We start from the raw sequence: 11387 nt of genomic DNA, 5'->3' as shown, positions 1-11387 counted from the left end.
ATCGTGCGTTCAACTACCCACCGGTGTCGGCCCAGCTTGTTGCTGGACTCGATGCCCTTGCGGCCGATCCGGACGCCGATGCCGCGGGCACGCACCCATCCGCGCAGCTCGCGGCTTTCGTAAGCCTTGTCCCCGTGTAACTTGTCGGGCTTGCGACGACGGCGGCCACGCCTGGACCGGATCGCGGGGATCGCCATCACCAACGGTTTGAGCGCTTGGGAGTCGTGGGTGTTGGCTCCGGAGACCGCGACCGACAGCGGGATGCCGTGTCGGTCGGTCAGGACGTGGATCTTTGAGCCCGACTTGCCGCGATCCACGGGGTTGGGGCCGGTCATGGTTCCCCTTTTTTCGCCCGGACGGATGCTCCGTCCAGGACCGCGCGGGACCAGTCGATCAGTCCTTGGGTACCGAGTTCGTCGAGCACCGCCCGGTGCATCCGCCGCCACAGCCCGGCTTTGGTCCAGTCGGTGAAGCGGCGGTGCGCGGTCAGGACGGTGACCCCGAATAAGGGTGGCAACAGTCGCCACTGACAGCCGCTGGTCAGCACGAACACGATCGCGGTGAACACCGCCCGATCATCGACCGGCGCAATTCCACCACCCTGCGGACGGGCGGTGAACCCAGGGGTCAACGGCTCGACCAGGGCCCACAACTCGTCTGGCACCAAGCGCTGCGGCAGGTCATCCACGACCAACGATCATGCCAAACAGCTCCAAACGACCCACGTGAGACAGGCTCTTAATTTTTCAAATATGGAGAAAATCCACTCACGACTGGGCGGCATCCTCAACGAGTACCACCACGCCGCCTGACCAGCACGGACGTAGTTTTCGGCAAGCACAAGGCTCGTGCTCGAGTTGACCAGTGCCATTGACAGTCGCACTCCACGAGCGAACGTCACGCTCAGCCACGACAACACGGTGACGGTGATCCAGTCGTGATCACCTGATGTTTACCGACGCAGCCGGGACGCCGATCCTTCAGGACCCCGCCGACGTACCAGGATGGCGCCCGCCGCACACCCCGAGACCAGCGTGGTTGTGGCGACCACCCAACGCAGCGACGCTCCCTGCCCGTTGACGGGCAGGGAGCGTTTGAGGTCGGGCCGTCATCGATGCAGAGGCAGTGGCGGCGTCCTCCCGTAGGCGAAAACCGGCGCCGGTGACGTGAACGCAGTCGGCGTGAACACCAAATCGACGGACGGCCCCCTCAAGACATATCCAATGGGCGCCACACGGCCAGCCAATCCCGTCCAGGCCTTCGCTCGTAAGCCCACTACCACCAGCGGAAGCCTGGATGACCGGAGTCGAATATCGACACCCGATTCGACATGCTCGCACAACGCCACGTCATCCGGTGCCGACACCCACCTCTGGCCCTGATGAACTCAGCGAGCACCTATCAACCACGAGTGGTGGACAGAACGCATTCTCCGCCCACCACCAGGACAGGGCTCCCAGCGATCGCCTGGTCCACAGCGGGCATAGCTCGGGCAACCCTCGAATGGGGTCATCACGGTAAAACCATCACTATGCGCCCAGCTCGCGCGTGGGCTTCGCGACCGGTCAGTTGTGAGCGGCCTCGAACGCGTCGATCACACTGGCCGGGATGCGCCCTCGATCCGCCATCTGATGTCCGTTGGACTTGGCCCACTCACGGATCGCCTGCGTCTGTTCCTTCGACCGCGCCGTCGGGATACCACCGGCCACCACGGTGCCGCGCTTGGCTCGGCCGCCGACCCGTCTGGCGTTGGCCACGAAGCCCGCGAGTTCGTCACGAAGTTTGTCGCCATTGGCCGCGGTCAGGTCGATCTCGTAGGCGACGCCGTCCAATCCGAAACGCACGGTCGCGATGTCATCGGACGTCGTGCCGTCCACGTCATCGATCAGCTGGACAAGAACCTTCTGCGCCATGGGAAACCTCACGGAAGCGATGGGCAAGAACCCAGGTCGGATACTGGTACCGCGAACTATATGGCGCCCACTCCACCAACACCAGCCCTTTCATCGCGAATCCGTGAAAGCCGAAACGATCTTTTCCCGGTGAATGCGCAGAACGTGGAGGCATCCGATCCGTGACAGACACCGGAGTCGCACGTAACAGTCCGACGTGATCTGCGGATACGAGTGACGACACGACGCGCAACGATCGAAGCCCCCATGGCTGACGTGGTGTTCGTGCACGGCATCGGCTCGCCTCGGCAGAGCGCTGCGGGTATGGCCAGTGCCTGGTTGGACGCGCTGAACGCCGGGGCCAGGACGACCGGATCACCGGGGTTGTCGAAGGACGACGTGGTGCTGGCCTACTACCGTCACGCGTTCGCTGCATCGGGTTCGAAAGGACCTGACGGCGACGAGGTGGCGGTCGCGGACCTCGACGTCGTGGAACGCGCGATGGTCGAGTCGCTGTGGGCGGCGGCAGTCGCGCAGACACCGGCACTCTCGGCGGACGCGACGAAGGCAGGAGTTCCCCTGTCGGTGCAGGAGCAGATCAAGCGGATGTCCGGGTGGGGCCCGTTCGCGGACTGCCCGCCCTCGCGTATCCCCCTGAGCATCCGGCAGGTGTCGCTGTACCTGCGCGATACCGCCGTACGGGAACGGGTGCAGGCGGTGGTCCAGGACGCGGTGACCGAACGGACGCGGGTGCTCGTGGCACACTCGCTGGGCTCGGTCGTGGCCTACGAGATGTTGGCCGCCAACCCCGACTGGCCGGTGCGGGCTCTGGTGACGTTCGGGTCACCGCTGGGATGGTCGCCGCAGGTATTCGACCGGCTCACGCCCGGCCCCTGCGACGGCGTCGGAGTGTGGCCCGGCGGGGTACGGGTGTGGACGAACGTGTCGTTCGCCGGTGACGTCGTGGCCCTGCACAAGGAACTCTCTCCGCTGTTCGCCCACCCCGACGGCCGATCGCGGGTGCGTGACCTGCCCGTGCGGCTGACGTCGATGCACGCGGCGGAGGCGTATCTGAGGACCGCCGAGGTGGCGGGCGCGGTCCTGGCAGGGGTGAGCGGCCGATAGCGGGCTTCTTCCTGGGGCTGGGCAACAGCAGCCATTCCCGCTATCCATCCGAGCACGGCGACGTCCTGCCGCACGTGATCGGAGACCTGCGCGCGGTCGCCGACCGGTTCACCCGCGGCGGGTTTCGCACTGAGGTGCTCGTGGACCGGACCGCGTCGCAACTCCGAGCGGCGTTGCGCGATCACCTGCTGCGGGGCGACTTCGAGCCCGACGAGCCGGTGGTGGTGTGGTTCAGCGGCCACGGTGTCGACCACCCGGCGCAGGGTCTGCGTCTGGTGGGGGTGGACCACGACCCGGACGACGTGTTCGCCGAGAACACGATCCCGGTCGGCGACGTGCTGACCGCGTTCCACCAGCACGACACGCTGCGCCATCTCCTGCTGGTGCTCGACTGCTGCTTCGCGGGCGCGGGAGTGGAGTCGCTGGAGGCGGCACGGGCGCGCCTCGAGCACGACCTGCCGGTAAGCGGACCGGACCTCAAACAACTGGCGGTACTGGCCGCCGTACGGCCGGGGCAGCGCGTCCAGGACGGAGCCTTCACCGCCGCCCTGCTGCCCGCGTGGCAGGAACTGGAGGTCGACCACCTGCACGTGCTCGACCCGTTCGTCCCGCTCAAGGCACTGGCCGCGGCGACCGACGACCGGCTCCGCGCCGCGCACCCGCTCGTGTCGGTGCACGTGTCGGACAAGTCGACCGGGGCCGAGTGGTTCCCCAACCTGCGGCCGGTGCGACTGGAGGCCGACCTGTCGGCGTCCGTCCTCGACCATGCCGTGCGCTCCGCGCGCCGGTCGGCGTTGACTCTCGGCGAGGTCGCCGAGGCAACCGAACAGGCCCTGGCCGAGCACTTCCGGCCCAAGAGCACCGGGTGGGGCGCGGCGCCCGCCGGAGACGACGTGTTCGTGGGACGCGACGTCGCGATCGCGGCGGTGACCCAGTGGCTGACCGGTCCGGTCGACGGGCTCGCCGTGCTCACCGGCTCGGCGGGGGCGGGCAAGTCGGCGGTGCTGGGCCGAGCGCTGGCCGACCGGTCGGGCTACACCATCGTGTGGGCACGTCGGCGCACGGTCGAGGACGTGGTGCGGATCATCGCCCACTCGTGCGGGTTGCCCGACAGCACCGACCAAGCCGCGCTGCACGCCGGTCTCGCCCGGCTCGACGGGCCCGTGCGGATCGTGGTGGACGCGCTGGACGAGGCCGGGCCCACACAGGCAGACCGGGGTGAAGCGCTTCGCATCGTGGCTCTGCTCAACGACCTGGCCGTCCAGCCGGACGTCCGGGTCGTCGTCGGCACCCGCGACTCGCTGCTGCCCGACCTGCACGGGGCGCGCCTCGTCGTGAATCTCGACGAGCTGCCCTACAGCGTGAGCAGCACGGACACCGAACGCTACGTCGGCGCGCTGCTGGCGCTCAACCCTGTGTACGCCGCCGAACCGGAGGCCACAGCCGAGGTGAGCGCGGCGATCACGGCCCGCGTGCGCACCGACCAGAAAACGAACTTCCTGTTCGCCCGCACCGCGGCGACCGCGCGCCGCGACGACACCGAACCGCTCCCCCGCCTACCGGACTGGGCAGACCGGCTCCCCGAGAGCGTGGGCGCGGCGTTCACCACCGACATCGCCGAACGCCTGGCCCCCGACGACGCCGCCGTGCTCACCGCGCTGGCCTGGTCGGAGGGCGCGGGCATCTCACTGGAGGACTGGCGACTGCTCGCCGCGGCCGTGACCGGGCGGGACGTCACCGACGTGCAGGTGTGGCGGGTACGCGCCGCCGCGGCGGACTACCTCACGCTGTCCACCTCCACCGGCAAGCAGACCGTGCACCTGTTCCACCAGGCGCTGATCGATCACCTCCGCACCACCGGCGACCCTGAAACCACGCACCGGCGCGTCGCCGACACGCTGGCCGGCAGGCCGTGGGGCGCGATCGGCCACTACGCGCGCACTCATCTGGCCGCGCACGCCGCCGCGGCCGGGACACTCGACGAACTCGTGCAGGACGCGGGATTCCTGCTCGTCGCCGCCGTGGACTCGCTGCACCGCTCGGCGCACGCCCTGCGCAGCGCCGACGGTCACGCCGCCTATGAGGCTCTCCAACTGACCTTGCACCACTGGCCGGAGGCTGACCAGCAGCGGCTGTGGTGGCTGCACGTCAACGCCCGGCGCAGGAGGGCGGACCCGCTCGCCGAAAGCGCACGCCTACTCCTGCGTGAACCGGCTTGGACGATCGTGAAGGCATGGTGGACCGGAACCGCGCACCGCACGATCGAACTCGGCGACACCGACCGGGTTGGCCGTGGCCACGGGCCAGGTGCAGGGCAAGACGAGGATCGCCACGGCGGGCACGGACGGCACGGCCCGCCTGTGGGATCCAGTGGCGGGCACCGTGACCACTGTCCTTTCCGGACATGACGGGTGGGTCAATGGTGTCGCGCTGCTCGAGGTGGACGGTACGGCGCTGCTGGCGACGGCGGGCGAGGACGGGGAGGTGCTGCTGCACGATCTCGACCGGCAGACGGCCACCAGGATGATCGGCCATGTGGGAGCCGTGAATGCCGTCGTGGCCGTTGACTTCGCCGGTGGTGCGCTGGTGGCCAGCGGAGGCGTCATGCAGGGCACGCGATCCTCCCAAGGGTTGGAGAACCTCCGGCGATCGAGTTGACGCCAGACCGCAGTTCTCGGGTGAGCGAGCCGACTGGGCTTGCCCTCCCATTGAGATCCATGCCGTTGTTGTCCTACTACTCCTCACGGACAACAACGAGAATCGGACAAGTGCCAGGACGGATTCGTGGCGGACAGACCTGCAAACCTGCTAGAACCGGAGGGCCTCCGCCCCGGATCGACAAATAGGATCTCCAGGCCAGATGGGGCCAGGCTGGCGTGGACCTGATTGTGCTGCTCTACGAGCTTCGCGACGGCAAGTTCACGAACAAAGACGCAGCGCAACGCTGGGCGCAGCGCAATCCCGCCGATTGTCGCAGTAGCGGAGTTCTTCCTGCCGACAGCACAAAGAACGGCCCTGTTGACGCGCGGCGATTACCCGAGTTGATGAAGATGACGAAGGGCCCGGTGCCGCAGGGGCTGGTCCAGGCGTTCGTCGACTTGTGGGCCGAACACCACCAGCATGACAGGGCATTGATCGATGCCAAGGCCACTGTCCTCAACAGCTTGTATTCAGCCGTGCGACAGCACGGCACCCAGCGCCAGTCCATCAAGGGCCACTCGATGTTGTCCAAAGACATCGGACAATTCCAAGAGAAGACCGCGCTGGGCGAAGTCGTCACAGCGGCCCTGCCCAAGCAGCTACGCCACCGCGACGACCGGGGCCCGGTAGAGGAGTGGTGACGACCTCGCCGAGCGCGGTCGTCACCGCCCTACTGGAGTGCCTGCTCGACCACGAACACCAGCGGGCACTAGTTCACCCCGTCTAAGAGAGAAATTCCCGCACCTCCTGCGGAACCACATGGTCGAACGTCGCCGACCTGAAGTTGGCGAAGTTGGTGAACGTCGCCGACTCGAAGACGACGAAAGCGTCGAACGTCGCCGCCTTGAAGATGGTGGAGTCGGTGAACGTCGCCAACTCGAAGATGGCTGTCCGGGCGGTGCAGCGTTGCAGGTCGAAGTCGATCAGGGAGGAGCCGATGAGGTCGAGGTCGGTGTCGGGCCAGAACGTCGCCGCGGGCTGAGGTCCGTCTCCCGGTCGCAGGTGGTCACGCAGGATGCGCTGAGCCGCAACGCGGACCTCGCGTTCCTGCACCCGCTCGCGATGTACGAGCACCGCCGCCTCGTACTCCGGCCCGACCGCAGGCTGCGGCGGCTCGCCAGGCAGCTCGAACGGCATCCTCAAATACGCGCAGAACACCCGCACCACCGTCGACCGCTGATCGGGATTGTCCTGCGCCAACCGCTCCAACGCGTACAAGCCGCCAAGGGCTTCACCCATGATCAGACGGCGAGTGGTCGTGTGACACGCTCTTGCCGCACGTTCTGCGGCCGGGGCAACGTCTCACGGTGTACTGGCCAGGCAACAGTAGGACCTATACCAGAACAGGCGCGGTAGAGCATGGGTACAGCCCTGAAGGCCACCTACCGGCATGGACATCCGGCCGCCGTGCTGCGCACTCGGGAAGACATCGACGCGTTCGTGGACGCACTGTTGGCGGCGGGATGGGAATACACCTCGGCGACCATCTACGCCGTGGACGAGAACATCGACGGCCGGCCTGATCACGAACTGGTGATCGGTGCCGATGCCACCACCGGTCTGGGCGCGGTGCGTTACGCCGGTGACGTCCCCGGTGATGACCGTGGCGAGGGCGAGTGGTTCAGCCGCGGTGACCGGGCCAACCCGCAGGGCGTGGAGTTCGCGTACTTCGGCACCGGTCATGACTGGCCCGCCGATGCCGAGGTGCCGTTGGACGTCGTCCGCGACGCCGTGGCGGATCTGCTGGCCCGGCCCGGCGCCCGCCCGGCAGGTGTGACGTGGCAGGTATGGCAGCCCGCTTGGCAACTGATGGTGGGGATGCCCGCAGCAGCGGGCATGGGCTGATCGGCTCGCGATGACCTGCCACGGCACCGCCGTGGAGACTCGTTTTAGTGCAGGAGTGCGATCTTGCCGCGGGCGTGGCCGGTCTCGCTCAGTGCGTGGGCTGCGGCGACCTCGGCGAGCGGGAACGACCCCGCAACGGGGATCCGCAGGCGGCCCCGTTCGGCCAGTTCGACCGCGATCGCGAGGCCGTGGGTCGGCGGGGCCCAGGGTCGTGCCGGAGGACACGTGTGACAGGTGCACGCCGTGGGCGGCCGCGGTGATGTCGGCGACCGTGACCACGCGGGCCGGATCACCGGCGATGGCGACCAGATCGGGCAGCGCGCCGCCCGCGCAGTCGAACACCGCGTCCACACCGGTCGGCGCGAGGGCACGGACCCGTTCGACCAACCCCGGCCCGTACGTCGTCGGCACGGCGCCGAGAGAACGCAGGAAGTCGTGGTTGTGCTCGCTCGCGGTGCCGATCACGGTGGCGCCGCGCTCGACCGTGAGTTGCACGGCGATGGTGCCGGTCCCGCCTGCCGCGCCCTGCACCAGCACGGTGTGCCCGGCGGTCACCCCGAGTCGGTCCAGGACCCGGAAGGACGTCTCGATGCCGCCCATCGCGCCGGCCGCCTCCTCCCACGTCCACACCGAGGGCTTGCGCGTCCACGCGGTGAGGACCGCGTGGTCGGCGTTCGCACCGCGGTCGGCGAGCGCGGTCGCGCCGAACACCTCGTCCCCCACCCGGACGTCGGACACGCCCTCCCCCACCTCGTCCACCACCCCGGCGGCTTCGTAGCCGGTGCGGACCGGGAAAACCGTCGGCAACACCTCTCGCATGGCTCCGGAGCGGCTGTGCACCTCACCCGGTGACACGCTCGACGCGCGGACCGCGACGCGGATCTCGCCCGGACCCGCGTGCGGTGGTGGCACCTCGACGATCCGGAGGACATGGGGTGGGCCGTACTCGGCGAACTCGACTGCTCTCATGACCCTGACGGTAAGCGGGGTGTTGTTCCTGCCCGCCTAAAGTGAGAGTGGTGGGTCCCAAGGAGAGTCAGTTGCGTTCGGACGCTTACGACAACCGCGAGCGCATCCTGGCGGCGGCCAGGCTGGCGTTCACCACCGACGGGTTCTCCGTTCCGGTACGGGAGATCGCGCGACGGGCCGGGGTCGGCACGGCCACCGTCCACCGGCGCTTCCCGACCAAGCAGGAGTTGTTCTCGGCGGCCTTCGCCGAGGAGATGACCTTGTGCTCGACCGTGGTCGAGGAGGGCCTCGCGGCCACGGACCCGTGGCAAGGCTTGGTCGTCGTGATCGAGAAGCTCGTCACCGCTTATGGCGGCGACCCGCGGGTGCACGCGATCCTCGCGGGCCTCTCCCGCGGCGCCGAGTTCACCGCCCACCGCGACCGGACAGTGCGCGGTCTGCTCGAGCTGATCGGCCGCGCCAAGGACAGCGGCCAACTGCGGGCGGACATCGTCCTGGAGGACATTGTCCTCGCCATGCAGGCTGGGCGCGGTGTCCGAGCGAGTTCTCCCGCGGGTCAGGCAGCGGCAACGCGCAGGCTCGCGGCGCTGATCACCCGGTCGTTCCGCACGATCGCCGACTCGGCCCCGCTGCCACCGGCCATCCGACTGCCGATGCATCACTGATTCGGATGACGAGGACGAGGATGAGGACGAGGGAGTTTCGGGTGTGGTGCTTGTGCAGGTCATGGCAAGAGCAGACGGCGATCATGAGGCCGTGGTCGATGGCTGTGGCCTATCTCCATATCAATGCGCTGACTTGGTGCAGGTGCAACCGCGACATCAAGGCACTGAGCCAAGGGTGATCCGTGGACGGTGGTCCAGTTGGCGACACAGCCGGCGACGCACTGGCTGCGCGGCTCGGGGTGCCGCCATGATGGGTGCTGGCTCCCATCACTACGATCATCGACGATGGACACTGCGGATTTGGTCTGGCTCGACGCGACCGAACTGGCGCGCCTCATAGCCGTCGACGAGGTCACCACGGTCGAGGTCGTCCAGGCGCATCTGGATCGCATCGAGGCGCTGGGCGAGCGGGTCAACGCGTTCGTCACCGTGCTGGGCGAGCAGGCCCTCGCCGCTGCCGCTCGCCCGCGCACCGGGCCGCTGGGTGGCGTGCCGTTCACGATCAAGGACTCGTTCGACACCGAAGGCGTGCGGACCACACGGGGATCGTCGTTGTTCGCCGATCACGTCCCGGACGCCGACGCCACCGCCGTGGCGCGGCTGCGGGCTGCGGGCGGAATCCCGTTGGCGAAGACCAACCTGCCGGAGATGTCGTACTGGACCGAGACCGACAACCTGGTCGCCGGCCGGTCGCTCAACCCCTACGACCCCGAGCGCACCCCCGGCGGCTCCAGTGGAGGCGAGTCTGCGGCCATCGCGGCGGGTCTGTCGCCGCTCGGCCTGGGCAGTGATGTCGCGATCTCCGTGCGCGGCCCGGCTCACGACACCGGCATCACCTCAATCAAACCCACCCATGGGCGGGTGCCGTGCACCGGTCATTTCCCGCACGCGCTGCGGCGTTGGTGGCATGTCGGCCCGATGGCGCGCAGCGTGCGTGACCTGCGGCTGGCGCTGTCGCTGTTGGAAGGCCCCGACGGGCGGGACCCCTACGCGGCCGCTCTGGCCGCCGCCCGGCCCGGCGGGCCCGCCCGGATCGGCTGGACCACCGACGCGTTCGGCCCGATCGACCCGGAGGTGGCCGATACGGTGGTGTCGGCGGCTGCGGCTCTGTCCGACCTCGGTCTCCAGGTCGAGCAGGTCGGCGTCCCGTGGCTTGCCGAGCACGACTGCACGCGGATCTCGGCGACGCTGTTCACCGCTGAGATGCTGCCCTACCTGCGCGGCATCACGGCAGGGCGGGAGGCGGAGTTGCACCCGGTGATCGCGCGGACGCTCCAGGCACCGGACGTCACGATCGCCGACTACCTTGCCGCCGAAGGCGAGGTGGAACAACTGAGGTCGGTGTTCACGCACTGGTTCCAGGCCTACGATGTGCTCGTCTGCCCGGTGGTGACGATCCCGGCGCCGCCGCATGCGCGATCCAGTTACGTTGTCGGCGGGGAGAAAGTGCCGGCCCGCAACGTCATGCGGGCGACGGTGCCATTCAACCTCACCGGCCTGCCCGCCGTCTCGCTGCCGTTTGGGACGACCGCGGGCGGCCTGCCCATCGGTGTCCAGCTCATCGGCACCTGGTGGGCCGACAACGACCTCCTCGCACTGGCTGAACGACTCGAATCGGTCAGCCCTGTCCGCGACCGGCGCCCGCCACTCCAGAATTCGGCATGACAGCGCACCTGACCCGGACGCGCACCAGGCCACATGTGCGGACGTTCAACGCCAACGCTGGCGCATGGCCGCTCCCTGTGCGGGTGTGCGAGCGACGGGTTTCACCTGACGGTATCTGTGGTCTCCTCCCGTTCACCGGCACACTTGCTCCATGTCCGAGCCGCCTCGGATCCACAACGAGATTCACGGCGTGGTGTTCGGCGACGTCGTGCAGATCCGTCAACTCGTCGTTCCCATGACTCCGTCCGGACCGCCCTGGATGGCGTCCCCACTCGATCGAATCGTCGAACGCCCCGAGGAATGGATCGCCTGGGACGTACCTGCCGCGGAGACCGCCCGACGGCCGCGGGTCTCGACCAACGCGGTCTACGTCTGGCGTCGCCGATGGCGGGCCGAGGGCATGGCGGCGTTGGCGTCGAGGGGCCGGGCGGATCGTCCTGTCGCCTGGACGACCCCCGCTTGGATCGGCTGACCCAAGCGGGGGAACAAGGCCCCGCCGCGCACGCTTTCGATGAGGACCAACGCT

The 11387-nt window shown here is 68.4% G+C and carries 10 protein-coding genes and 2 pseudogenes; 8 read left to right on the top strand and 4 right to left on the bottom strand.

All coding sequences use genetic code 11. The features are described from left to right. Both NZH93_RS43855 and NZH93_RS43850 read right to left on the bottom strand, forming a co-directional pair. A pseudogene (locus NZH93_RS43855) lies at positions 1-694 on the bottom strand (IS5 family transposase); the annotation flags it as partial. Between the two features lie 871 nt (positions 695-1565). Then, positions 1566-1913 carry a histone-like nucleoid-structuring protein Lsr2 gene (locus NZH93_RS43850; protein WP_259629267.1) on the bottom strand — a complete coding sequence of 116 codons (348 nt, stop codon included), beginning with the start codon at positions 1911-1913 and terminating at the stop codon, positions 1566-1568. Positions 1914-2159: 246 nt separating this feature from the next. On the opposite strand from NZH93_RS43850, the gene NZH93_RS43845 reads away from it, so the two are divergent. From NZH93_RS43845 to NZH93_RS43830, 4 genes are all read left to right on the top strand, one after another. Beyond that, a complete protein-coding gene (locus tag NZH93_RS43845; RefSeq protein WP_259629266.1) occupies positions 2160-3017 on the top strand; it encodes a hypothetical protein in 858 nt (285 codons plus the stop codon). 74 nt (positions 3018-3091) lie between these two features. Beyond that, the gene (locus tag NZH93_RS43840) at positions 3092-5425 is read left to right on the top strand and encodes a caspase family protein (protein ID WP_259629265.1); all 2334 of its coding nucleotides are present in this window, start codon (positions 3092-3094) and stop codon (positions 5423-5425) included. Then, positions 5400-5675, top strand: a complete 276-nt coding sequence (locus NZH93_RS43835) for a WD40 repeat domain-containing protein (RefSeq protein ID WP_259629264.1) — start codon at positions 5400-5402, stop codon at positions 5673-5675. Before NZH93_RS43840 ends, NZH93_RS43835 begins: the two co-directional genes overlap by 26 nt. A 218-nt stretch (positions 5676-5893) precedes the next feature. Beyond that, entirely contained in the window at positions 5894-6358 is a 465-nt protein-coding gene (locus NZH93_RS43830) for a hypothetical protein (protein WP_259629263.1), read from the top strand. Positions 6359-6440: 82 nt separating this feature from the next. On the opposite strand, the gene NZH93_RS43825 is transcribed toward NZH93_RS43830, so the two are convergent. Beyond that, positions 6441-6956 carry a pentapeptide repeat-containing protein gene (locus tag NZH93_RS43825; RefSeq protein ID WP_259629262.1) on the bottom strand — a complete coding sequence of 172 codons (516 nt, stop codon included), beginning with the start codon at positions 6954-6956 and terminating at the stop codon, positions 6441-6443. A 120-nt stretch (positions 6957-7076) separates the two neighbouring features. On the opposite strand from NZH93_RS43825, the gene NZH93_RS51355 reads away from it, so the two are divergent. After that, entirely contained in the window at positions 7077-7562 is a 486-nt protein-coding gene (locus tag NZH93_RS51355) for an Imm1 family immunity protein (protein WP_276025168.1), read from the top strand. A 44-nt stretch (positions 7563-7606) separates the two neighbouring features. On the opposite strand, the pseudogene NZH93_RS43815 reads toward NZH93_RS51355, so the two are convergent. After that, a pseudogene (locus tag NZH93_RS43815) lies at positions 7607-8531 on the bottom strand (NADP-dependent oxidoreductase). Positions 8532-8602: 71 nt separating this feature from the next. On the opposite strand from NZH93_RS43815, the gene NZH93_RS43810 reads away from it, so the two are divergent. The 3 genes from NZH93_RS43810 (at position 8603) to NZH93_RS43800 (ending at position 11333) form a co-directional block, all read left to right on the top strand. Next, a complete protein-coding gene (locus tag NZH93_RS43810) occupies positions 8603-9196 on the top strand; it encodes a TetR/AcrR family transcriptional regulator (RefSeq protein WP_259629261.1) in 594 nt (197 codons plus the stop codon). Between the two features lie 285 nt (positions 9197-9481). Then, positions 9482-10861: an amidase gene (locus tag NZH93_RS43805; RefSeq protein WP_259629260.1), complete on the top strand. Its 1380-nt coding sequence runs from the start codon at positions 9482-9484 to the stop codon at positions 10859-10861. 151 nt (positions 10862-11012) lie between these two features. After that, positions 11013-11333: a helix-turn-helix domain-containing protein gene (locus tag NZH93_RS43800; RefSeq protein ID WP_259629259.1), complete on the top strand. Its 321-nt coding sequence runs from the start codon at positions 11013-11015 to the stop codon at positions 11331-11333. Positions 11334-11387: the final 54 nt, after the last annotated feature.

The sequence above is a fragment of the Umezawaea endophytica genome, assembly GCF_025061645.1.
Taxonomy (GTDB): Bacteria; Actinomycetota; Actinomycetes; order Mycobacteriales; family Pseudonocardiaceae; genus Umezawaea; species Umezawaea endophytica.
Note: the sequence above shows the minus strand (reverse complement) of the source record. Positions and strands in the feature narration are given on the sequence as shown.

Coding starts and splice junctions, on each gene's coding strand:
- NZH93_RS43850 (WP_259629267.1), bottom strand. CDS start 1,913: ATGGCGCAGAAGGTTCTTGTCCAGCTGATCGATGACGTGGACGGCACG.
- NZH93_RS43845 (WP_259629266.1), top strand. CDS start 2,160: ATGGCTGACGTGGTGTTCGTGCACGGCATCGGCTCGCCTCGGCAGAGC.
- NZH93_RS43825 (WP_259629262.1), bottom strand. CDS start 6,956: ATGGGTGAAGCCCTTGGCGGCTTGTACGCGTTGGAGCGGTTGGCGCAG.
- NZH93_RS51355 (WP_276025168.1), top strand. CDS start 7,077: ATGGGTACAGCCCTGAAGGCCACCTACCGGCATGGACATCCGGCCGCC.
- NZH93_RS43805 (WP_259629260.1), top strand. CDS start 9,482: ATGGACACTGCGGATTTGGTCTGGCTCGACGCGACCGAACTGGCGCGC.
- NZH93_RS43800 (WP_259629259.1), top strand. CDS start 11,013: ATGTCCGAGCCGCCTCGGATCCACAACGAGATTCACGGCGTGGTGTTC.